The sequence below is a fragment of the Leeuwenhoekiella sp. W20_SRS_FM14 genome (assembly GCF_052119605.1).
Classification (GTDB): domain Bacteria; phylum Bacteroidota; class Bacteroidia; order Flavobacteriales; family Flavobacteriaceae; genus Leeuwenhoekiella.
Genome location: NZ_JBGQOK010000001.1, coordinates 776,136 through 799,188, shown reverse-complemented (window position 1 = coordinate 799,188; position 23,053 = coordinate 776,136). Strand labels below are relative to the sequence as shown.

Here is a 23,053-nt window from a genome sequence, read left to right as displayed (position 1 = left end):
TAAATAGCGTGTAAAGGTAACCGTATTTTTATTTCTGCGGAAGTAACTCGTCTTTACTATGAAAATCTAGTCTATACGACACTCCTAATCCCAATTGCCTGCGCTTAGGAGTTTCTTTAAAGTTTACTAATGCACTTAAATCTACCTGTAAGTTTTTACTAATTAGATAAGCACCACCAAAACGTAACAAATCATCAGAATATATATCACTTGAGATAATTTGAATTTCTGCAAAAGCTGCAATTTTTGGATTAAAAGAGTGGGTCATTGTGGTGATCCAGGCTTTTGTAGGATAGTCTGTTAAAAACTGGTCGTAGATAAAATTATTTACCCAAACCCAGAGTCCCCAGTTGTGTTGTGTAATTAGAACTGCTTTAGGTGTAAACCCAGCCTGACTGTCTGGTAAAAACGGATTATTGTTTTTATACACATAATTTGCACCAGAATAGATAGATACAGCCGGGATTAATGTATTCCATTTAAATCTGCGATTTGCCCAGTAACTATAAAGGTTTATTTTATCTTCTCTATTTTTGTAGGGGTCGTAGATAAGGTATTTAGCACCTGCTGTTACAATAGGAAATCCACTTTGTGTATACGGCTCAGCATTGCCGGCTGTGGGCGTAATATCTTCATAAAGAAAATTACCGTTTACTATAAATTCTAATTGCTCTCGTATGGCACCATAACGTATGGCAAATTCTGCGCCTATATTATCTGTTTCAGTAAACCTTAGATTGTGCGATTCTCTTCCTAATGTCGTACCTAGTTCTGCCTGCAGAACGCCTCGACCAGGAGCAAAAGCACCTTGCGATTGTCCCGGCCTGTTAGAATTAATAGTTTCAGTGTATTGAGCGTTAGCTTCTTGCGTGCTAATACTTAGAAGCAAAATACTACCAAAAATTAATCTCCCTAGCATAATACATTATAATTTTTGAGGTTTACACTAGATATATTCTTGTGTAATCTCACAAACATAGTGTAAATATAAGAGATAGCCTAAAGATCAATTGATAAGAGCAGGGTGTTGTTTTATTCTTTTTTTAGGTATAAAGAATTAGCGAATAGTTAATTTTACAACAAATAGTACAAAGATGAAATTGTTACAAACCATACTTATAATTCTGCTTATATTTTTTGGGTTGCGCATACTTTTTAGGTTGGCAGCACCTTATTTAGTGCGTTACATCGCTAAAAAAGCGGGAGAACGTTTTCAAAATATGGCCGGTGGTTTTAAAAACCAGAATACGCATACAAAACCAGAGGGTGAGATCGTTATTGAAAAAGTCCCCAATCAAGACAGGACTTCAAATAAAAAGGTGGGTGAATATATCGATTACGAAGAAATTGAGTAATTTCAACCCTTTAGTTACAGTTACATTCTATGAGTTTTTCGTTTAAAAAAATAGGACCACACGTTGCTGTGGTATTTGTATTTATAGTTACTGCACTTCTTTATTTTAGTCCGGTACTTTCGGGTAAAAAAATGTTTCAAAGTGATATACAGCAATATCGCGGTATGGCTAAGGAGCAAATGGACTTTAGAGCACAAACCGGGGAGGAGCCTTACTGGACAGATGCTGCATTTGGCGGAATGCCTACCTATCAATTAGGTGCTAAATATCCTAATAACTGGATTAAAAGTCTTGATTTAGGAATTCGGTTTTTACCGAGACCTGCAGACTATTTATTTCTCTATTTTATAGGTTTTTATATTTTACTACTCGTTTTAAAACTAGACTGGCGTTATGCTGCACTGGGTGCATTAGCTTTTGGGTTCTCGAGTTATTTAATTATCATATTAGGAGTGGGGCATAACGCTAAAGCCCATGCTATTGCGTATATGCCGCTGGTATTAAGTGGTGTTTTACTCACATTTAGGCGCAACTATATTTGGGGCTTTATACTTACTACGTTGGCAATGGCACTGGAGATCGTGGCTAACCACGTGCAAATGACCTACTACCTTATGCTTCTTGTAGTTGTTTTAGGTATTGCTTACCTTATAGATACGATACGTAAAAAAGAACTTGCGCATTACTTTAAGAGCGTAGGTATTTTAATACTTGCTGTGGTTCTTGCTGTTGGGACTAACGCAGCGAGTTTAATGGCTACTTCAGAATACAGCTCATTTAGTACCCGCGGAAAAAGTGAATTGACAATTACTCCAGATGGTTCTCCTAAAGAAGATATAGTAGGTCTTGATAAAGCTTACATAAACCAGTATAGTTATGGTATTTCTGAAACTTTAGATTTATTTATTGCCGGGCTTTACGGCGGTTCAAATTCTGAACCTTATAATAAAGATAGTGTCTTTGCTAACTTTTTACTGAAACAAGGCGTGCCACCGGCTCAGATAGAATCTGTTTACGGGCAATTTGGTCTTTATTATTGGGGAAGCCAACCGGGAGTTTCGGGACCTGCCTATTTAGGCGCAATAATTGTATTTCTGTTTGTTTTAGGATTATTTCTGGTACGAGGCAGATTAAAATGGTGGCTTGTAGGAGGTACGGTTTTATCATTGCTTCTTAGCTATGGGAGTAATTTAGCCTGGTTTACAGATTTATTTATTGATTACTTCCCACTATACAATAAATTTCGAGCAGTAACCTCTATACAGGTGATAGCAGAATTGTGTGTTCCTGTTTTGGCATTATTCGGATTATTTAAAATACTTCAGCTAACAGAACCGGTAGAACGCAAGTTATTAGCTTTAAAATGGAGTACCGGCATCACCGCAGGATTGGCTCTAATAATTTTACTTTTTAAAGGAAGTCTATTTTCATTTGCCGGCGGAAACGACGCGTATTTCATTCAGAATTTTGGGATGGAATTTATAAATGCCGTAAAGGAAGATCGTAAAGCACTTTTAGTAAGCGACAGCATTAAAACGTTTGTTCTTGTTATTATGGCAGCTGCGGTTCTTTGGTTTTATCTAAAAAAGAAAATTTCAGAAAACCAGGTGTTAATTGTTCTTACAATACTAATTGTATTTGATTTGGTTCAGGTTGACAGGCGTTATGTAAATTCAGAAAATTTTATGGCCGCACGATTGGTTGAGCAACCCTTTCAACAATCTGCAGCAGATCAACAAATATTACAGGATACAACGCGCTATCGTGTTTATGAGCAAAGTATAGGGCTTAATGGTGCACGTACCAGTTATTTTCACAGTTCTATAGGTGGGTATCACGGTGCTAAGCCGGGAAGACTGGCAGATCTTGCTGACTTTTATTTATATCAAGGTAAAATGGCGCCGCTTAATATTTTAAATGTAAAATATGTAATTACTCAAAATGAAGAAGGAGAGGAGCAGGTACAAATTAACCCCAATGCAAATGGCAATGTGTGGTTTGTTCAAAATGTAAAACTTGTACCTAATGCAGATGCCGAGATTTTAGCTCTTGATAATCTAAATACGCTTCAAACTGCCGTTGTAAATGAGAGATATAAAAACGAACTGGGAGGCTTAATTTTTCCTGAAGATAGTCTTGCTAGTATAAAATTAATTGAGCATCAACCCAATTATTTAAAGTATAAAGCTACAACAGGAGTAGAGCGTCTTGCTGTCTTTAGTGAAGTGTATTATCCTAATGGATGGAATGCTTATATAGACGGAAACCAGGTTGATTATTTAAAAGCAGATTATATTCTAAGAGCATTAATGGTACCTGAAGGAACTCATACAATAGAATTTAAGTTTGAGCCTAAAGTAATAAAAACCGGAAGCAAAATAAGTCTTGCAAGTAATATAATTGTAATCTTGATTCTTCTGGGATCCTTGTTTTTAAGTTTTAGAAAGAACAAACAAAAAGTTGAAACTGAAGCTTAAAATTTTCAGTTAGAAATTAGAACCGTGTTGTGTGAAAAAAGCCCTGATCATTTGTTATTATTGGCCTCCTGCGGGTGGTCCCGGGGTGCAGCGCTGGCTAAAATTTGTAAAATACCTACGTGACTTTGATATAGAACCGATAGTTTATGTGCCTGAAAATCCGCATTATCCAATAGTTGATGCAAGCTTAGAAGCAGAAATTCCGCAGGGGATTACTGTTTTAAAACATCCTATAAAAGAACCCTATGGCTTAGCACAATTGTTTTCTAAAAAACAAACAGACCAAATAAGCAGCGGTATTATTAAAGATAAGGAAAAGCAGGGTCTACTTCAACGTCTGATGCTCTTTGTACGTGGAAATCTATTTATTCCTGATGCCCGCAAATGGTGGATAAAACCTTCGGTCAAATATTTGAAATCTTACCTAAAGTCAACAACTATTGATGTTATTATAACTACAGGACCGCCACACAGTTTACATCTTATAGGACTACAGTTAAAAAAACAAACACAGCTTCCCTGGGTTGCAGACTTTAGAGATCCCTGGACGACTATAGGTTATCAGAAAAAATTAAAACTTACTCAGAAATCTCGTCAAAAACATGTAGATCTCGAGTTTGAGGTATTAAATAAAGCAGATCATATTATAGTTACCAGTCCTACTACTAAAAGTGATTTTAGTAAAACGACGACAACGCCTATTACCTGTATTACAAATGGCTTTGATACTGTCTATGATGCAACAGTGCCCTTAGATACTAAGTTTACATTAGCGCATATAGGTTCGCTTCTTGAAGATCGTAATCCAGATATATTGTGGCAGGCCTTGAGTGAACTTAAGCAAGAGCATAATGATTTTTCTCAAGATTTGCGTATTCAGCTAACCGGTAAAGTAAGTACTACTGTAATTCAAAATATAGAACGTTATCATTTGTCTCCAAATTTAGAGTTGCCCGGTTACGTCTCGCATCAGGAAGCAATACGCAGGCAATGCAGTGCGCAGCTACTACTTTTAATCGAAATTGATTCTTACGATACCCAGGCGATAATTCCCGGTAAATTATTTGAGTATTTAGCCTCTAAAAGGCCTATAATAGCAATAGGTCCAAAAGATTCTGATATTATAGAAATACTGGAACAGGCAAAAAGTGGTTCTTATTTTTCGTATGGAAATAAAGCGCAACTAAAAAACACCATATTAGAATATTATAATAGGTATAAAACAGGCGGTATTTCTCAAAATACTTCAGATTTGACAGCCTTTACCCGCAAAGAATTAACCAGACAACTTTCAGAAATACTATATCAATTTTAGATTAAAGCCTATATGGGAATTGTCTCTTCACAATCTTTTAAAAACCTCATAACCACCTATCTTGGTTTTGGAATAGGTGCCTTAAACACATTGGTACTTTATGTTCAATTCTTTAAAGATGAGTATTATGGTTTGGTAGGTTTTTTATTGAGTAGCGCAACACTAGCTATGCCTTTTATCGCTGTGGGTGCCCAAAATACACTTATTAAGTTCTACTCCAGATATAGTGGTAGAAGTCAAGATGTATTTCTAAGTTTTATGTTGCTTTTGCCGTTACTTGTATTAATACCAAGCTCTATTCTCATTGGGATTTTCTATGATGAACTTGTAACTTTTTTAGCTTCAAAAAATGAAATTGTACGCCCTTATGTCTTTCTCATAGGAATTATTGCTTTTGCAATGGCATATTTTGAGATTGCCTATGCATATTCAAAAGCACAGTTGCGTAGTGTCTTTGGGAATATAATGAATGAGGTTTTTCACCGTTTAGGAGTAATGATTCTTCTTTTATTTTTTGCATTAAAAATTATAACTACTCAAGATTTTTTATATGGGGTGGGTGTAGTTTATATGTTACGTATGGGTATTATGATGGGGTATGCTTTTTATTTAAAAAGGCCAAGGTTGAGACTGGCAATACCTTATGAATGGGTTGCGATACTTAAATATAGTGTGCTTATAATCATAGCAGGTTCTGTAGCGGTAATGATTTTAGAAATTGACATGTTTATGCTGGGTAAGCTGGTGCCAATTGAAAATGTTGCTTACTATTCAGTAGGAATTTATATAGCCGCTGTAATTGCTGTACCGGCCAGAGCGATGCATCAGATTATGTATCCGTTGACGGCTAATTATCTTAATGAAAGACGGTTTTTAGAGCTCAAAGATCTCTATAAAAAAAGCTCACTTACACTCTATATAATTTCTGGTCTTCTTCTGTTGTTAATTGTATGCAATATAAAAAGTCTTTATTTAATTTTAGATCCTGCATACAGTAAGGGACTTTACGTGGTGCTTTTGATTTCGCTTGCAAAATTAGTAGACAACATTTTAGGAAATAATAACGCAATATTATACAACAGCGATTATTATAGACTGGTGCTTGTATTGGGCGTTTTCTTAGTTATCGTAGCGGTAGCTCTTAATCTTATCTTTATACCAAAACTAGGAATAAATGGTGCCGCTATAGCGACCTTTATAGCTTCAGTAGGTTATGCATTTGCTAAAATTGTAGTGGTGTTTAAAAAATTTAAGATGCACCCCTTTACTCGAGAAACGCTATACACAACATTCTTACTCGTGCTACTTGGTTTAGCTTTTTATTTTTGGGATTTTACTATAAATCCGTTGTTAGCGATTGCATTAAAATCATTGATAATAAGTCTTAGCTATTTAAGTGTAGTTTATTTCTTTAAACTCTCTCCCGAGATATATAAATGGATAAACGATTATATCTTAAAACGAAAATCCCGCTTTGAATAAATCAAAAACGGGATCTTCCAACTAACCAACCAAAATTTTAATTGCCTCTTCCTCTTGAGCCTCTCTCAGAAGAACGTTCTCTATTTGAACTTTTACTTGTTCTGGCGGCATTGCTGCTGCGTGAATTTTGAGAACTTTGAACAGTACGCTTAGGTGCAGCAGAACGTTGCTGTGACGTATTTCTCTGCGCTACCTGTCGTTGCGAACTATTACCTCGAGACGCGCGTTGAGTTACTGCTCGTTGTGTTGAAGTATTTCTTTGTGGAGCTCGTTGAGCAGACTGTGATGACCTCGTTGTAGAGCTACGTGAATTTGCAGTTCTATAGACTTCAGGGCTTGCGTTTCTAGAACCTCGTGAATCAATTATAGCAGGTGATTTACTATTGCGTGATGGAGTAGAGGATCTTGCTGAATTACTTCTTGTATTGCCAGAACGACTTTGCACCTGATTTGATTTACTATACTGTCTAGAATTTGTATTTCTCTTAGCTTCCTGAGAACGACTTGTATTAGATCTACTAGTAACAGCACTTCTAGAATTAGTAGCATAGCGTCTATCGTTATTTACTTGAGTCCTAGCTGTTGCATAACTGCCTCTTCTTGCGTTATTATGTGCCACACGTCCTTTAGGTCTTTTAAAGTCGTGATATGCATTTGCATACCCATTACGGTAACCTTGATTGTAATGACTTCTGTGATATGCGTAATCATAACGTACAGGACGATAATATCTTCTGTACGGTGTATTATACACTAGACATCTATCAAAAAACGGGCGGTAGAAAAAATTATGGTAGGGATGGTACACATAACCTCTGTTGTATATATTTATATAACCGGTTACGTGCGAAAATCTTGATCCGTTATAAAAAACATTCAACCCACCTACATTTACAATACGATCATTGCGGTAGTTTATATATACATTACCTGCCTGTGTAATTCTACCCCAGTTATCGTAGTAAATAGGAACATCTTCTATTTGTAATACCGCACCATAATCATCGTATTGAACATAAGGATCGTAATTGTAACCCGAGTTATAGCTAATATTTACAGGGCCCGCATTTACATTTACGTTAACTGCTCTTTGAGCTATTTGAGGTAGAACAAAATCGAATTCACCATCTGGGTAAACCGAAAATTCAACACCACCTTCAACAAAAATATAACGACTGCCATCATATCGGGTCGAAGTAGCATCCAGGGACTCCGCTTGTATTGGAGTAAGGCCAGACATAAGGCCTATAAAAAGAAAGAATAAGTTTTTCATGATTTCTAAATTTTAATGGTTTGTACTCTTTGAACTTTTTGGATGGTACATATCATACTTTACAAGGAGTGTGCCATAATTTAAAAACACATGTTTTGGGTTGTGTAACAAATGGTTTGATTTGGGTACTTATATAATAATCAATCAAATATCAAAAAATCATGAACTTAAGAGAGGATAGAAATTTAGTTGCACTCGCACATTTAAGTCAATTAATAAATTTTGTTACAGGTTTTGGAGGCTTCGTAATACCATTGGTATTGTGGTTAACCCAAAAAGATAAAGTTTTTGATATGGATTCTCAAGGAAAGCAAATCTTGAATTTTCAAATCAGCACGTTTATCCTAACGTTGTTTTGTGTGCCGGCAATTTTCCTTTTTGGGCTTGGTGTTCTCGGCCTTATTATTCTAGCTGTGCTTATTTTTATTTTCCCTATCATTAATGCTATAAAAGCAATAAATGGAGAACATACGTATTACCCGTTATCGTATCAATTCTTAACGTAATTAAATAAAAAAACCCCGCATCAGAAGATGCGGGGTTTTTAAAAAGTAATAACCGAAATTTTAATGTTCGTTTAATCCAAAATCAGGATAAGCGCTCATACCGTGTTCGTGCTCGTCTAAACCTTCAAGTTCTTCTTTTTCAGAAACTCGAAGACCCATAGTCTTTTTCAGTACAAACAAGATTATAAAAGCTGTTGTACAACAGAATGCACCTACAATACCTACACCCGTTAATTGGGTAACAAACTGCTCCATACTAGCCATAGCACCAAATATACCTACAGCTAAGGTACCCCAGATACCACATATTAAGTGTACTGCTACAGCTCCTACAGGATCGTCTAATTTTAATTTGTCTACTAAAGCAACACCAAAAACAATAATTGCACCTGCTATAACCCCTATAATAACTGCGTCATTAGGAGACATTTGATCTGCACCTGCTGTGATACCTACCAGACCTCCTAAAATTCCGTTTAGGAACATGGTTAAATCGTAGTTTTTATACATAATAGTAGAAACTATAAATGCACTTACACCACCTGCTGCGGCAGCTAAAGAGGTTGTCACCAGTGTTAAAGATGTTAAAGCAGGATCTGCAGATAGTACAGAACCTCCATTAAAGCCAAACCATCCTAACCAAAGAATTAATACTCCTGCTACAGCAAAAGGAATATTGTGTCCCGGTATAGCATTTGCTTTACCATTTTCATCAAATTTACCTATACGTGCTCCCAGTAAGTAGATTGCAATAAGCGCAGCCCAGCCACCTACAGAGTGTACAAGAGTAGAACCTGCAAAGTCATAAAAACCCATTGCATCTAAGAAACCGCCACCCCATTTCCAGGAACCTACTATAGGGTATACTAAGCCTACATAGATAACTGTAAAAATCATAAAGGCGCCTAGTTTAATACGCTCTGCTACTGCACCAGAAACTATAGTTGCAGCTGTAGCGGCAAACATTCCCTGAAATAAGAAATCTGTCCACCATGTGTAACCACCATCTGCATATTCTGGAGTCATACCATTTTCTGGAGGGGCAATACCAAATCCGGCAAAGCTAAAAATCCCTGAAGAATCTTCTGCAAAGCCAGGATACATTAGGTTAAAACCTCCTATATAATATACTAATAGACCTATGCAGATGATAAACACATTTTTAAATAAAATGTTTATCGTGTTTTTCTCGCGAGTAAGTCCTATTTCAAGTAATGAGAATCCAAGGTGCATAAAAAACACAAGCCCTGTACAGATCATCATCCATACGTTGTTTGCTGTAAATAATCCTGCTTCCATATATTAATTTGTTTTGTTAGGGTTGATTAGTTTAGTTTAAAGTGTCGCCACCTTTTTTACCTGTTCGTATTCTGTAGGCTTCTTTAATGTCAGAAACAAATATTTTCCCGTCACCTACTTCTCCTGTAGATCCTGCTTCAAGAATAGCTGCAATGGTTATTTGCTCAAAGTCATCGTTTACTACTATTGATAAGTATCTACGCTGTATGTCACTTGTGCTGTATGAAACACCACGATAAACGTGACCGTGTTTTTCATTACCCAGCCCGGTAACATCCCAATAAGAGAAAAAGTTTACTCCTTTTTCATGTAAAGCCTTCTTTACGGCTGAAAATTTTGATTTTCTAATAATCGCTTCGATTTTTTTCATTGTGTAATTTGTGTTTTAGATTAAAATGAATATACGGCAGCAAGCAGGAAGGACCCTAAGCTTCCTTGTGGTGTTAAATCACCATCCAAGAATACATCTTCGCTAGCAGAATCTAATCTAAATTCGGGAATAAAAGTAAGAGGGCCAACTTTTGCGTTACCAGATAAGGTTAAAGCAAATACATTTCCGTCTCCGTTAGCGTCATTTCCACCTATTGCATCAAAACCACCAAACTGGCTAAAATACTCTGGGCGTAGACCTACAGAAAAGGTTTCGCTTGCTGCGATTTGTGCGTATAACGCAACACCGTAAAAACCGAATGAATCACCACCTAAATCTCCTGCTTCGGTAGTGTTATACGTTGTATTAAGACCTAAGTAAAAAGAATCTGAAAGGTCTAATCCAGCTGTAAGATCTACTTGAAAAGTAGCACCTACACCTTCGCCTATGCCCATATCTGTATAGTCACCATCCTGATCACCATATAAGAAGTTTAAGTAAGCACTGCCTGCATCTGCAGAATACCCCAGCTGCGCACCGGCAGTGTAACCACCAAAAGGATTATAGTCTGTGTAATCTGTAGAGTTCATAACAGCAAGCATTGCGCTCCAATTATCGTCAAGGGCAAAATCTGCTTTAAGACCAGAGTGAGAGAAAGGACCGTAAGAGAACATATAAGAGGTAGAGTAGTTGAAATTTGCTGCAGGCGAAATCACTTCATAACCTAAATAGGTATTCCAGTTACCAAAGGTTAATTTTACTTTTTCACTCACATTCCAGTACACATATAATTGGTTAACAATACTAGAACTTGCTGTAGTAGAGCCAAAAACAGCGTCTGTACCACGAGGACCGTAGACAAGATCTGCAACAACTCCTACATTTCCTTTTTCATAACCAATAATAAGATTGGCCATACCTAAAGCAAAACCAGGCTGGTTTGCAAAAGAAGAACCGGGAGCGACATAACTATCTACTTCCCCGTCTGCATCTGTATCAATTAATTTATTTGGAGCATTAAGATTTTGTCTGAAATAGGCATCTACAGAACCCGAAAGTGTAAAACCATCAGACCAGGATGTTTCTTCTTCTTGAGCTATTGCAGAAATGCTCAAGCAAATCATTAAAGGTAGTAGTAATTTTTTCATTCTAAATTTGATTAATTGGTGAGTTGCTAAACTAGATAATATTTAAGACCACCCCCAATATTTTAGGGGTTACTGTTTAATTTTTATTATTTAATCAAAATTTACCCCCTATTTTTTAGGGTATAACATTATTTAAGGCTTAATAAAGATGTGTTTTGTGAAATTGATTGTGTGTTTTGTCCATTTTTCGTGATTTTTTAAGGTTTGTGTGGTTAAAAAAGCATCGAAAACGTCAAATGTTAACATGGGTTTAAGAAAATGCAATTTTTTACTTTCTGCCAAAAAACCTTAAAAACTGAAAAAGTGCGTTTCATTTTTTATAAAATCTGTTAACTTATTTTGATTTGTTTGCATTTTAAGTCGGTTTTATTGCTAATTATGGAATAATAAAAATCTTATTCTTTAAAATTATTAGCATAAAAGTTTATTGAATAGCTTTATGATTCAGTCTTTAAATAAGAGGAGAAATTTTATGGAAAAACAGGGTTTATATTCACCAGAATGGGAACACGAAAATTGCGGCGCAGGGTTCATTTGTAGTCTTGAAGGAAACAAGTCAAATGATATTATTCATAAGGCTCTAGAAATTTTAGAAAAACTAGAACATCGTGGTGCAGTTAGTAGTGATGGTAAAACAGGAGATGGTGCAGGTATTCTTATAGATATACCGTACGACTTCTTTGAAGAGAATTGTGATTTTGATCTTCCGGCACCTAGAGAGTATGCGATGGGTAATGTCTTTTTACCTAAAAAGGAAAATCAACGTGCATATTGTAAAGAGGTTTTTGAAAAACAAATTAAAGATAAAGGGCTTGTACTCCTAGGTTGGAGAAAAGTACCGGTAGATGCAGGTTATCTTGGGTCTATTGCAGCCAGCGTAGAACCTCATATAGAACAAATCTTTATAGGTAAGCCTAATGCAGAAATGCAGGAGCAGGAGTTTATGATTAAACTTTATACGGCACGTAAAATTACAGAGCATACCATATTAAGTAGTAAGCTTTCTGAGCACTCTTATTTTTATTTACCAAGTTTATCTAACAAAACTTTAATATTTAAAGGGCTTTTAATGCCTGAGGATATTAAATTTTATTATACAGATTTATTAGATCCTAAGTTAACTACACGTCTGGCACTGGTACATCAGCGTTTCTCTACAAATACATTTCCTACCTGGGATTTAGCACAGCCATTTAGATATATGTGTCACAATGGCGAAATAAATACCCTGCGTGGTAATGTATCTCGTATGCGCAGTAGAGAAGAACTTTTAGAAAGTGAGTGGTTTGGCGAAGAGATTAAAGAGCTTTTCCCAATTATTCTAAAAGGAAAATCTGATTCTGCCTCAATGGATATGGTTGTAGAGTTGTTATTAATGTCTGGTAGATCATTGCCAGAGATTATGATGATGTTAGTTCCTGAAGCCTGGGAGAAGCATCAGGATATGAGCGAGGCTAAAAAAGCATTTTACGAGTTTAATAGCTGTATTATGGAGCCTTGGGATGGTCCTGCATCTATTCCTTTTACCGATGGTGATTATATAGGAGCAGTTTTAGATCGTAATGGTTTAAGACCTTCACGTTATTCTGTAACTAAAACAGGATATGTAATTATGTCTTCAGAAACGGGTGTTCTTGAATTAGAACCAAAAAATATTGCTTTTCACGGTAGATTAGAGCCGGGAAAAATGTTTTTAGTAGATATGAAAGCTGGTCGAATCATTAACGATGAAGAGATTAAAGAAAGCATCGTATCTAAAAAGCCCTATGGAGAATGGCTAAATAAAAACCGAGTTAACTTAAAAGATATTCCATATCGCGATGTAGATCTAAAAGTAGAAGAGACCATTTTTGATCTGCGTAAAAATGCGTTTGGTTATACTGCGGAAGATATACGTACTATTATTCTGCCTATGGCGGGAAAAGGAAAAGAGCCCATAGGATCTATGGGATCTGATACGCCATTAGCAGTATTATCTGAAAGACCCCAGCTTTTATATAACTATTTTAAACAGCTATTTGCTCAGGTAACCAATCCACCGCTTGATGGTATTCGCGAAGAGCTTATTACAGATTTGAGTTTAACACTTGGACCTGATACCAATTTGATGGAGATTACTCCAGATTATTGTAAAAAAATTAGAATACAGAATCCGGTAATTTCAAAAGAAGATTTGGATAAGATTAAAAACTTTGATCATCCAGATTTTAAGGTTACTGAAATACCTATGCTTTATGAAGCAAACAGAGGGTTAAATGGCCTTGAAGATGCATTAGAGTCTATGGTAGCTCAGGCTTCTGAAGCTATTGATGCTGGTCACACTATACTTATACTCTCAGACAGAGGCGTTAATGAGAAAATGGCGCCTATTCCTGCACTGTTAGGTTGTTCTTATATGAACAGCGGACTTTTTAGAAGTGGGCAGCGTTCAAAAATGAGTATTATCATAGAATCTGCAGAACCACGTGAGGTGCACCACTTCGCTTTATTATTTGGTTATGGTGCCAGTGCGATTAACCCGTACATGGTTAACGAGATTATTAGAGAAGAAATAGATGAGAAAAATCTTGAAAATATAGAGTTTCAGGATGCTGTCGAAAATTACAATAAGGCCGTAGGTAAAGGAGTAATTAAGGTAATGAATAAAATAGGTATCTCTACCTTAAATTCATACAGGGGTTCTCGTTTATTTGAGGCTCTGGGATTAAATTCTAAATTAATAGAAAAGTATTTCCCTAATACGCCTAGCCGTATAGAAGGTATAGGTCTTTATGAAGTAGAGCAGGAGGTGGCAAAACGACACAGCCGTACATTTAAACGTCAGGATATTTCAGGAAACCTGGAGATGGAAATAGGTGGTGATTACCGCTGGCGTCGTAACGGAGAAAAACATATGTTTAATCCGTTGACTATTGCAAAACTTCAGGATTCTGTGCGTCAAAACAATCCGAAGACCTATAAAGAATATGCTAGTTTAGTAAACGAACAGTCAAAAAATTTAATGACTATACGTGGTCTTTTTGAATTTTCAAATTACGACCCAATTCCATTAGAAGAAGTAGAACCCTGGACTGAAATCGTAAAACGATTTAAAACTGGTGCTATGTCTTATGGTTCAATAAGTAAAGAAGCGCACGAGAATCTTGCTGTAGCGATGAACCGTATTGGCGGAAAAAGTAACAGTGGAGAAGGTGGAGAGGATGCAGAACGTTTTTACAAAAGCCCTAACGGAGACTGGCGCAATTCTGCAATTAAGCAGGTGGCTTCCGGTCGCTTTGGAGTTACCAGTAATTACCTTACCAGTGCTGCAGAGATTCAGATTAAAATGGCACAGGGGGCTAAACCGGGAGAAGGTGGTCAATTACCAGGAGAGAAAGTAAATAAATTTATTGCTAAAACCCGTAAGAGTACACCCTACGTAGGTCTAATCTCACCGCCACCGCATCACGATATTTATTCAATTGAAGATTTAGCACAATTAATATATGATCTTAAATCTGCAAACCGCGAAGCACGTATTAATGTGAAGCTTGTTTCTGAAGTAGGAGTAGGTACGGTTGCTGCCGGTGTTGCAAAAGCAATGGCAGATGTAATTTTAATTTCAGGTTATGATGGGGGTACAGGAGCTTCTCCATTAACATCTCTAAGACATTGCGGTTTACCCTGGGAATTAGGTATTGCTGAAGCACAACAAACCTTAGTACTTAACAATCTACGTAGCAGAATACGTCTGGAATGTGATGGTCAGTTAAAAACAGGACGTGATGTAGCGGTAGCTTGTCTGCTGGGTGCAGAAGAATTTGGTTTTGCAACGGCTCCATTAGTAGCATCAGGTTGTATTATGATGCGTGTGTGTCATCTAAACACATGCCCGGTGGGTATAGCAACCCAAAACCCAGAGCTTCGTAAGAAGTTTAAAGGGAAGCCAGAACACGTAGTAAACTTCATGTATTTTGTGGCAGAAGAGTTACGAGAGATAATGGCGCAACTTGGTTTCCGAACTATAGATGAGATGGTAGGACAAGTTCAAAAGTTAGATCGCAGTAAAGCAGTAGAGCATTATAAAGCTGCGGGAGTAGATCTTTCTCCTATTTTACACAATATTGCTGTTCCTCAAGGCGTAAAAGTTTATAATACAGAAACTCAAAATCACCATTTAGAAAAATCTATCGATTTTGAAATTATAGAGTTAGCACACACTGCTTTATTTAGAAAAGAGAAAACAACTTTAGATCTTGACATTACTAATTTAGATCGTGCAGTAGGAGCAATCTTAAGTAATGAGATTTCAAAAATTTATGGCGAGCAAGGATTACCTGACAATACGTTGAAAGTAAACTTTAAAGGTTCTGCAGGTCAAAGTTTTGGAGCTTTTGCTACTCGAGGCTTAACCCTAAAAGTAGATGGTAACGCAAATGATTATGTGGGTAAAGGTCTTTCCGGAGCTCGCTTAATTGTAAAAGTACCAGAAGAAGCAACCTTTGAAGCTAGTGAGAATGTGATTATAGGTAATGTTGCGTTATATGGTGCAACAAGTGGTGAAGCGTATTTTAACGGTACAGCCGGAGAACGTTTCTGTGTACGTAATAGTGGAGCCGTAGCTGTTGTTGAAGGTATTGGAGATCACGGGTGTGAATATATGACCGGTGGCTTAGCAGTAATTCTGGGTAAAACAGGACGTAATTTTGGAGCAGGTATGAGCGGTGGTGTAGCCTATGTTTTAGATGCAGACAGCACATTTAGATCAAAATGTAATGCTACAGATTTAAATCTCGATCCGGTTACAGCGTCAGAAGATGTAACGCAACTTCACGAATTAGTAACTAATCATTACAATTATACGCAAAGTACTTTAGCGCAACGTATATTAGAAAACTGGGACTCTTATCTGCCTAAGTTTGTAAAAGTACTTCCAGAAGAATACCGTAAGGCTCTTATACGATTAGAAGAAGAAGAAAAATTAACAGATTTAACGGAATAATAGAATCATGGGAAAAATAACCGGATTTTTAGAATACGAAAGAAAAATAGAACCGTACAAACCTGTTGAAGAACGGGTGAAGAAGTATGAAGAATTTACAATACCCTTAGAGAAATCTGAACTTAAGAATCAAGGAGCCCGCTGTATGGATTGTGGGATTCCATTTTGTCATAGTGGTTGCCCTTTAGGTAATTTAATACCAGATTTTAACGACGCAGTTTACCGTGAGCGTTGGGAAGAGGCAGCACATATACTGCACGGCACAAATAATTTTCCTGAATTTACAGGTAGATTATGTCCTGCACCTTGTGAAGAAGCATGTGTTTTGGGGATAAATGAAGACCCGGTTACTATTGAGAATATTGAAAAAAATATAGCTGAAGAAGCTTTTAAAAACGGGTGGATAAAGGCAAACCCGCCTCAAAAACGTACCGGTAAAAAAGTGGCTGTAATTGGCTCTGGTCCTGCTGGTCTTGCAACTGCGCAGCAATTAAATCGTGCAGGACATTTGGTTACTGTTTATGAACGTGATGAAAAACCGGGAGGTTTATTACGTTATGGTATTCCTGATTTTAAGATGGAAAAGCATGTCATAGACCGTAGACTGGTAATTCTTGAAGAAGAAGGGATTACTTTCAAATGCGGAGTTCACGTTGGCGTAGATATTACGGCAGATGCATTAAAGGAAGAATATGATGCAGTAGTGCTTTGTAGTGGTGCAACCGTGCGCAGAACATTACCTATTGAAGGAGCAGACTTAAAAGGTATTTATCAGGCTATGGATTTCTTACCTCAAAATAACCGTCGCGTTGATGGCTTACAGTGGAAAGGTGAAGAAATAAATGCAAACGGTAAAGATGTCATTGTAATAGGCGGTGGAGACACCGGTAGTGACTGTATAGGTACATCTATACGACAAGGTGCTACGAGTGTAAATAATTTTGAGATAATGAGTAAAGGAACTCCTGAGCGTCCTGAAAATCAGCCTTGGCCTTATTGGCCTATGCGATTACGTACCAGTAGTTCTCATAAAGAAGGTGCAGAACGCTTTTTCTCAATCTCTACAAAAAAGTTTGTAGGTGATAAAGATGGAAATTTAACCGGTTTGGTAACCTCTGAGGTAGAGTGGACACATAAACCCGGAGAGCGACCTAACCTTTCTGAGGTACCGGGTACCGAAAAAGAATGGAAAGCAGATATGGTTTTTCTTGCTTTAGGTTTTACTGGAAGTGAAGCTACAATAGCTGAGCAATTAGGTGTAAAATTAGATCCAAGAACAAATATTCAGGCTTCTGTAGATGATTATATGACTAATGTACCGGGTGTTTTTGCAGCAGGAGATACGCGTAGAGGTCAATCTTTAATTGTTTGGGCGATTTCTGAAGGTAGACAAGCGGCGCACTATGTTGATAAATATTTAATGGGGAAATCAGATTTACCACTCAAAGGAGATGGTGATTTACCTCGAGTATAATTTCACTTATTATTATTTTAAAAACGACTGAAGAAATTCAGTCGTTTTTTTTTGTTTTTAGACGCAACCCTTCTTAAAGTTTTTCATCTACTCAAAAAACATATTTATGAAGTTTAGATTCTCCTATTTATTTTTGAGTTTGATAATCCTGGGGTCGTGTTCAGATACCTCAGAGCAGCCCATAGAAGTACAAGAAAATCAATCAATTAAATTATCTCTTGTAAAAATGTCTGGTAATACGCTTAATTCTGAACGCAGCGGTTCAGAAATGGAATGGCAGGAATATTATGAATTGGGCAGTGAGATGCGATTTACTAAAGTGCAGATTCGAGATGGGGATACCTTAAGCTCTCAAGGCGAATTTGATATTGTAATGATTGAAAGTGATAAATATTTAAAATTCACACACGATACAGATAATGTGCTGGTAGGAAATTGTACAGGAACAACTGAAGAATTTTTAGAGTATATAGACTCGAGTAGCCTAAAGAGTAACTGGGAACAGTGCGATGGTCCTGGTTTGTTTTATAGTTTTGGAGATAAATAATTTAACTGTTTTATTAGCTTACTAAGCTACAGAACATTACTTTGATTAATATAGAAAAAGCCCTGTTGAATTATCAACAGGGCTTTTTCACGTAATAAAAGGTATTTTTAAACTGTCTAGTTGTTAAGCATTACCGGCATAACCAGCATGGTTACTTTTTCACCTTCATCTAAGCCATCTACGGGAGTTAAAATTCCCGCACGATTAGGAAGTGACATTTCAAGAGAAACGTCATTAGCATTCAGGTTATTGAGCATTTCTACCAGAAAACGACTATTAAAACCTATTTGCATATCGTCACCTTGATAATCACAGGTTAAACGCTCTTCTGCTTTATTACTGTAATCTATATCTTCTGCAGAAATATTTAATTCTGCACCCGCAATTTTAAGTCTGATTTGGTGGGTGGTTTTATTTGAGAAAATAGAAACACGACGTACCGAATTTAAAAACTGATTACGGTCTATAATTAATTTATTAGGATTCTCTTTAGGAATTACCGCTTCGTAATTTGGGTATTTACCATCTATAAGACGACACAGCAATTGTACATTGTCAAAACTAAATTTTGCATTAGAATCATTGTATTCTACCGTAATATCATCGTCGCTAGAAGCTAAAATACCTTTTAAAAGATTCAACGGTTTTTTAGGCATAATAAATTCTGCCGTTTGAGTAGCTTTTACATCTGTGCGACCGTATTTAACCAGTTTGTGAGCGTCTGTTGCAACAAACGTCAAACCTTCAGTATCAAATTGAAAGAATACACCACTCATCACCGGTCTCAAATCGTCATTTCCGGTAGCAAAAATAGTGTTGCTCACTGCTGTTGCTAAAACTGCAGCAGGTATAGTTACTTTACTAGGATCATCTAATTCAACTGCATTCGGAAATTCTTCACCAGAAGCATAGGCTAGAGCATATTTACCATGATTAGAGCTTATTTCTATAGTGTGATTATCACCTACTACAAAAGTTAAAGGCTGCTCAGGAAACGTTTTTAACGTATCTAATAAAAGACGTGCCGGCACTGCAATACTTCCAGTATCTTCAGACTCTACATCAAGAACGGCAATCATTGTAGTTTCTAAATCTGAAGCAGAAACTTTAAGATCATTATCTTCTAACTCAAATAGGAAATTATCTAAAATTGGAAGCGTGTTGCTGTTGTTAATTACCCCACCTAAAACTTGTAATTGTTTTAAAAGGTAAGAACTTGATACAATAAATTTCATAAGAAGGTGCTATTTATAATAGTTTGGTTCATCAGTTGAACCAGAATATAATTGGTTGTAAGTTTTAAAATACAGCTGGTTTAACAGCCTAACAAAGATATCGTAATAGCTTTTTTTGCCGAAACAAACTTATTAACATCTACTAACGATAGCTGCGACGTCTAAGATAGATGTATACTCCTGCAAAAAGGACTAAGAATAGTAATGAAGTCCCTAAAATAAAGGCTTGCCAGCTTGAGCGATCGTTTACAGTTTTCTCTATATCTAATGCCGGGAGGAGAATACTTTTACTTCGAATGTTAATAAGACCGGTATCGTCAAGAAGGTAGTTCACCGTATTGAGTAAAAATTCTTTATTACCGTATTCCTTAAACGTAAATTTATCGAAGCCTAACTCAAGAGGTCTACCGTTTTTATCTAAGTCGTTACGTATAATATCTCCGTCTGCGATTACAACAATTGCTGTTTCTCTATTTGATTTTTCTAAAAATTTAAGACTTGAAGATTCGACAGGGAGTATTCTGTTTTTAAAGGCTGAAGTAAAGTTTCCTTCTAATAAAACAGCTAGAGTTTGAGCTCCGCCTGCATAACGTTCGGGTTTAGGTTCTGTAGTTATTGTTTCTAGCGAAATGGGTAGAGGAACACCACTTAACTTTGTGAGTAGTGAACTTTTTAAAAGTACTGTTTTGCGCGTTTCTGTTTCTAGTAGATCAATCTGGTTGGCATATCTTAAAAAAACAGGATTGTCAATATTTGTATTAATTGGGTGGTTTTCTTCCGTAGTAATTAAGGGATAGTAAAACCATGGTAACTGTGTGTATTGAGAATTAGTGGTCTCACCACTAGCTAATACAAGCGGAGCAGCATATAAATCTTCTACTAAAACGGAATTGATACGTATGCCGTATTTAAAGAAAAAATCGTTAAGGTTAAGCATTCGCGCAGTTGCCAAAGCCATACCGTCATTAGCATAGAGGCTGTCTGTTTCCATAGCCACCTCATCTATAAGATATATGGCTTTACCACCTTGCATTGTGAATTGATCTAAGGCATACTTTTCTACATCTGTAAAAGCTTTTGTAGGTTTTGCAGCAACTACAAGATCAAAACTGTTAAGTGCCTGCATAACCTGATCTGTATTTCCATTAACAGAATCTAGCGGAAAAGGTGCTATAAAATAGCTTTCTCTTAAGGTTTTAAAAAAGTCTGCAATGTATTTGTCATCCAGTTCACCATTACCCTTAAGTACAGCAATACGTTTACTTTTAGGATTTAAAAGTTTATATAGACCATTAGAAAAGGCATATTCAAGATTTTGAACAGAACGGCTTACGAGTTCATCTGGGCTTGCTCCTAAAGTCTTTTTTAATAATGGTATAGGTACTGTTTTACCTTTGTAAGATGCTATTGCCCACGGAAATATAAACTCTTGTGTAACCTTACCATTGTTACGTAGCTGTACCTGTTCTGGTCGCATACCACGATTATTAAAATCCTGTGCAATATTTTCTACTACAGCACCGTCTGGGACAGGATTTACAAAAGCAAACTTAATATTAGGGTTTTCTGAAGCATATTCCTCAAGCAGCTGGCGGGTTTCTAGTTGCAATTTAAGAAACGCATCGGGCACGTTTCCTTCTAAAAAAACATCAATTATTAAAGGCTCTGTCGCTTTAGCGAGAATTGTTTCTGAAGATTCTGACAGGGTATATCTGCCATCTGCTGTAAGATCTATTCTAAAGCTATAAAGCTGTGATAAATAGCCAACAACTATTAGCAAGGCAAGAACAATAGGATATTTAGAATTTAGCTTCATATTACCTTTTCTTTTCAAGCTTAAAAATGGTCATTGCTATAAACCCTGTGCCTACACTTAAAAAATAAATCAAATCCCTACTGTCTAAAACACCGCGACTAATACTTTCAAAATGGCGTTGCAAACTTAGAGTTCTCAAAAATTCGATATTAGAAACATCTGCTAAACCATCAAAACCAAAATAGAAAAGGAAACACAAAAAAACTGCTATTATAAATGCGACAATCTGATTTTCAGATAAGGTCGAGGCAAAAATCCCAATTGCTGTATAGGCGAGCGCTAAAAAGAGAAGCCCCAGATACGAACCTATTAAAATACCAGAATCGTAATTACCCTGAGGATTTCCCAATTGATCTATAGCGTAAATGTATATTAGGGTAGGAATGAGCGCCAAAAGAATTAAAAATAACCCGCCAAAAAACTTTCCCAGAACTAATTTTAACGTGGTTATGGGTTGTGTTAAGAGAAGCTCTAATGTACCCAGGCGTAATTCGTCACTAAAACTGCGCATAGTTACAGCGGGAATTAAAAAAATAAAAATCCACGGTGCAAGTTGAAAAAACGGTGTTAGATCTGCAAACCCATAATCAAATTGATTGAAGTCATTATCAAATACCCAAAGAAAAAGCCAATTGAGAATCAGAAACAGGCCTATCACGAGATAACCTACCGGAGATGCAAAAAATGAATGAAATTCTTTTTTTAGTATGGCAATCATATTAAAACGAGCAGTTTTGAGCGGTATTTATAAATCTGCAATAATTTTCATAGCAATACGTAATGCTTCGGTGCCCTGCGCTAAACTAACGACAGGAGTAGTATCTTGTTGTATAGATTGAGCAAAAGCTTCTAGCTCATCTAAGATTGCATTATTATCCTGTACTTCAGGATTGTCAAAATAGATTTGCTTTTTAATACCTTCAGCATTCTGTAAAATCATCGCAAAATCATCTGCTTGTTCAGGAGCATCTTTCATACGTACGATTTCACATTTTTTCTCTAAAAAGTCAACAGAGATATAGGCGTCTTTTTGAAAAAACCTGGCTTTTCTCATCTTTTTCATAGAGATACGACTTGCGGTGAGATTTGCAACACAACCATTTTCAAATTCAATACGAGCATTTGCAATATCTGGAGTATCACTAATTACTGAAACTCCTGAGGCCGATACTTTTTTTACCTTGCTTTTTACGACACTTAATATCGCATCGATATCGTGAATCATTAAATCTAAGACTACAGGAACATCTGTACCGCGAGGATTAAATTCAGCAAGGCGATGTGCCTCAATAAACATGGGATTGTCTATAAGATCCTTTACTGCGCTAAATGCAGGATTAAAGCGTTCTACATGACCTACCTGACCACGTACTCCGTGCTTTTTTGCAAGTTCACGTATGGCAACCGCCTGTTCTACAGTTTGGGTAATGGGTTTTTCAATAAATAAATGTTTACCAGCTTTTATAACTTCTTCTGCACAGTCAAAATGATGTGTAGTAGGTGTAACCACGTCAACCATATCACAAGCTTCAATTAAAGCAGCTCTAGAAGGGAAACGGGTGTACCCAAATTCTTTAACGACAGCCTCGGCTACCGCATCAGAATCATCGTAAAAGCCTACTAACTCGTATGCTTCAGATTGTTGTAAAAGTTTTAAATGTATTTTTCCTAAGTGACCTGCACCCAGAACGCCGGCTTTTAGCATAATCTATTTTGTTTTACACAAAAATAGGCTTTCTAAGCCATAAATTATCTAATGGGCATTGTTGAAAAAA

17 protein-coding genes are annotated in these 23,053 nt (G+C 36.6%); 8 read left to right on the top strand and 9 right to left on the bottom strand.

Features of this window, described 5'->3' with window-relative positions:
* Positions 1-28 precede the first annotated feature (28 nt).
* On the bottom strand, positions 29-919 hold the full coding sequence (locus ACEN25_RS03360; protein WP_441801649.1) for a transporter: 891 nt from the start codon (positions 917-919) through the stop codon (positions 29-31).
* A gap of 175 nt (positions 920-1,094) precedes the next feature.
* Here ACEN25_RS03360 and ACEN25_RS03355 point away from each other — a divergent pair, with 175 nt between their 5' ends.
* Genes ACEN25_RS03355 through ACEN25_RS03340 form a run of 4 tightly spaced genes read left to right on the top strand, consistent with a single transcriptional unit; the run spans position 1,095 to position 6,629 of the window.
* Positions 1,095-1,355, top strand: coding sequence for a DUF4834 family protein (locus tag ACEN25_RS03355; protein ID WP_441801648.1), 261 nt, complete (start codon positions 1,095-1,097; stop codon positions 1,353-1,355).
* Between the two features lie 29 nt (positions 1,356-1,384).
* Positions 1,385-3,832, top strand: coding sequence for a YfhO family protein (locus ACEN25_RS03350; RefSeq protein WP_441801647.1), 2,448 nt, complete (start codon positions 1,385-1,387; stop codon positions 3,830-3,832).
* A gap of 31 nt (positions 3,833-3,863) precedes the next feature.
* On the top strand, positions 3,864-5,147 hold the full coding sequence (locus ACEN25_RS03345; RefSeq protein WP_441801646.1) for a glycosyltransferase family 4 protein: 1,284 nt from the start codon (positions 3,864-3,866) through the stop codon (positions 5,145-5,147).
* A 12-nt stretch (positions 5,148-5,159) separates the two neighbouring features.
* On the top strand, positions 5,160-6,629 hold the full coding sequence (locus ACEN25_RS03340) for a lipopolysaccharide biosynthesis protein (protein ID WP_441801645.1): 1,470 nt from the start codon (positions 5,160-5,162) through the stop codon (positions 6,627-6,629).
* A gap of 37 nt (positions 6,630-6,666) precedes the next feature.
* Here the strand turns inward: ACEN25_RS03340 and ACEN25_RS03335 are convergent, their stop codons facing one another.
* Positions 6,667-7,902, bottom strand: a complete 1,236-nt coding sequence (locus ACEN25_RS03335) for a hypothetical protein (RefSeq protein ID WP_441801644.1) — start codon at positions 7,900-7,902, stop codon at positions 6,667-6,669.
* A 161-nt stretch (positions 7,903-8,063) separates the two neighbouring features.
* On the opposite strand from ACEN25_RS03335, the gene ACEN25_RS03330 reads away from it, so the two are divergent.
* Positions 8,064-8,408, top strand: coding sequence for a DUF4870 domain-containing protein (locus ACEN25_RS03330; protein WP_441801643.1), 345 nt, complete (start codon positions 8,064-8,066; stop codon positions 8,406-8,408).
* A gap of 60 nt (positions 8,409-8,468) precedes the next feature.
* On the opposite strand, the gene ACEN25_RS03325 is transcribed toward ACEN25_RS03330, so the two are convergent.
* The 3 genes from ACEN25_RS03325 to ACEN25_RS03315 are packed head-to-tail and all read right to left on the bottom strand — an operon-like array spanning position 8,469 to position 11,225.
* Positions 8,469-9,707 (bottom strand): ammonium transporter, encoded by a 1,239-nt coding sequence (locus ACEN25_RS03325; RefSeq protein WP_441801642.1) that lies wholly within the window; start codon positions 9,705-9,707, stop codon positions 8,469-8,471.
* A gap of 31 nt (positions 9,708-9,738) precedes the next feature.
* On the bottom strand, positions 9,739-10,077 hold the full coding sequence (locus ACEN25_RS03320) for a P-II family nitrogen regulator (RefSeq protein WP_028375160.1): 339 nt from the start codon (positions 10,075-10,077) through the stop codon (positions 9,739-9,741).
* A gap of 20 nt (positions 10,078-10,097) precedes the next feature.
* Positions 10,098-11,225, bottom strand: coding sequence for a porin (locus ACEN25_RS03315; RefSeq protein WP_441801641.1), 1,128 nt, complete (start codon positions 11,223-11,225; stop codon positions 10,098-10,100).
* A 472-nt stretch (positions 11,226-11,697) separates the two neighbouring features.
* On the opposite strand from ACEN25_RS03315, the gene gltB reads away from it, so the two are divergent.
* The 3 genes from gltB to ACEN25_RS03300 all read left to right on the top strand — a co-directional run bounded on the left by gltB (position 11,698) and on the right by ACEN25_RS03300 (position 18,227).
* Positions 11,698-16,206: a glutamate synthase large subunit gene (gltB, locus tag ACEN25_RS03310; RefSeq protein WP_441801640.1), complete on the top strand. Its 4,509-nt coding sequence runs from the start codon at positions 11,698-11,700 to the stop codon at positions 16,204-16,206.
* A 7-nt stretch (positions 16,207-16,213) separates the two neighbouring features.
* Positions 16,214-17,680: a glutamate synthase subunit beta gene (locus ACEN25_RS03305; protein WP_441801639.1), complete on the top strand. Its 1,467-nt coding sequence runs from the start codon at positions 16,214-16,216 to the stop codon at positions 17,678-17,680.
* A 106-nt stretch (positions 17,681-17,786) separates the two neighbouring features.
* Positions 17,787-18,227, top strand: coding sequence for a hypothetical protein (locus ACEN25_RS03300; RefSeq protein WP_028375164.1), 441 nt, complete (start codon positions 17,787-17,789; stop codon positions 18,225-18,227).
* Positions 18,228-18,343: 116 nt separating this feature from the next.
* On the opposite strand, the gene dnaN is transcribed toward ACEN25_RS03300, so the two are convergent.
* The 4 genes from dnaN to ACEN25_RS03280 all read right to left on the bottom strand — a co-directional run bounded on the left by dnaN (position 18,344) and on the right by ACEN25_RS03280 (position 22,983).
* Positions 18,344-19,462 (bottom strand): DNA polymerase III subunit beta, encoded by a 1,119-nt coding sequence (gene dnaN, locus ACEN25_RS03295; protein ID WP_441801638.1) that lies wholly within the window; start codon positions 19,460-19,462, stop codon positions 18,344-18,346.
* 142 nt (positions 19,463-19,604) lie between these two features.
* Positions 19,605-21,278, bottom strand: coding sequence for a gliding motility-associated ABC transporter substrate-binding protein GldG (gene gldG / locus ACEN25_RS03290; RefSeq protein WP_441801637.1), 1,674 nt, complete (start codon positions 21,276-21,278; stop codon positions 19,605-19,607).
* 1 nt (position 21,279) lies between these two features.
* Entirely contained in the window at positions 21,280-21,996 is a 717-nt protein-coding gene (gene gldF, locus ACEN25_RS03285; protein WP_441801636.1) for a gliding motility-associated ABC transporter permease subunit GldF, read from the bottom strand.
* A gap of 27 nt (positions 21,997-22,023) precedes the next feature.
* Positions 22,024-22,983, bottom strand: coding sequence for a Gfo/Idh/MocA family protein (locus ACEN25_RS03280; RefSeq protein ID WP_441801635.1), 960 nt, complete (start codon positions 22,981-22,983; stop codon positions 22,024-22,026).
* Between the last annotated feature and the right edge of the window lie 70 nt (positions 22,984-23,053).

Bases quoted from the DNA above. Each gene is read 5' to 3' on its own strand.
- ACEN25_RS03350 (WP_441801647.1), top strand. From the start codon at position 1,385: ATGAGTTTTTCGTTTAAAAAAATAGGACCACACGTTGCTGTGGTATTT.
- ACEN25_RS03315 (WP_441801641.1), bottom strand. From the start codon at position 11,225: ATGAAAAAATTACTACTACCTTTAATGATTTGCTTGAGCATTTCTGCA.
- ACEN25_RS03300 (WP_028375164.1), top strand. From the start codon at position 17,787: ATGAAGTTTAGATTCTCCTATTTATTTTTGAGTTTGATAATCCTGGGG.
- ACEN25_RS03355 (WP_441801648.1), top strand. From the start codon at position 1,095: ATGAAATTGTTACAAACCATACTTATAATTCTGCTTATATTTTTTGGG.
- dnaN (WP_441801638.1), bottom strand. From the start codon at position 19,462: ATGAAATTTATTGTATCAAGTTCTTACCTTTTAAAACAATTACAAGTT.
- gldG (WP_441801637.1), bottom strand. From the start codon at position 21,278: ATGAAGCTAAATTCTAAATATCCTATTGTTCTTGCCTTGCTAATAGTT.
- ACEN25_RS03280 (WP_441801635.1), bottom strand. From the start codon at position 22,983: ATGCTAAAAGCCGGCGTTCTGGGTGCAGGTCACTTAGGAAAAATACAT.
- ACEN25_RS03320 (WP_028375160.1), bottom strand. From the start codon at position 10,077: ATGAAAAAAATCGAAGCGATTATTAGAAAATCAAAATTTTCAGCCGTA.
- ACEN25_RS03360 (WP_441801649.1), bottom strand. From the start codon at position 919: ATGCTAGGGAGATTAATTTTTGGTAGTATTTTGCTTCTAAGTATTAGC.
- ACEN25_RS03335 (WP_441801644.1), bottom strand. From the start codon at position 7,902: ATGAAAAACTTATTCTTTCTTTTTATAGGCCTTATGTCTGGCCTTACT.
- gltB (WP_441801640.1), top strand. From the start codon at position 11,698: ATGGAAAAACAGGGTTTATATTCACCAGAATGGGAACACGAAAATTGC.
- ACEN25_RS03325 (WP_441801642.1), bottom strand. From the start codon at position 9,707: ATGGAAGCAGGATTATTTACAGCAAACAACGTATGGATGATGATCTGT.
- ACEN25_RS03330 (WP_441801643.1), top strand. From the start codon at position 8,064: ATGAACTTAAGAGAGGATAGAAATTTAGTTGCACTCGCACATTTAAGT.
- ACEN25_RS03305 (WP_441801639.1), top strand. From the start codon at position 16,214: ATGGGAAAAATAACCGGATTTTTAGAATACGAAAGAAAAATAGAACCG.
- ACEN25_RS03340 (WP_441801645.1), top strand. From the start codon at position 5,160: ATGGGAATTGTCTCTTCACAATCTTTTAAAAACCTCATAACCACCTAT.
- gldF (WP_441801636.1), bottom strand. From the start codon at position 21,996: ATGATTGCCATACTAAAAAAAGAATTTCATTCATTTTTTGCATCTCCG.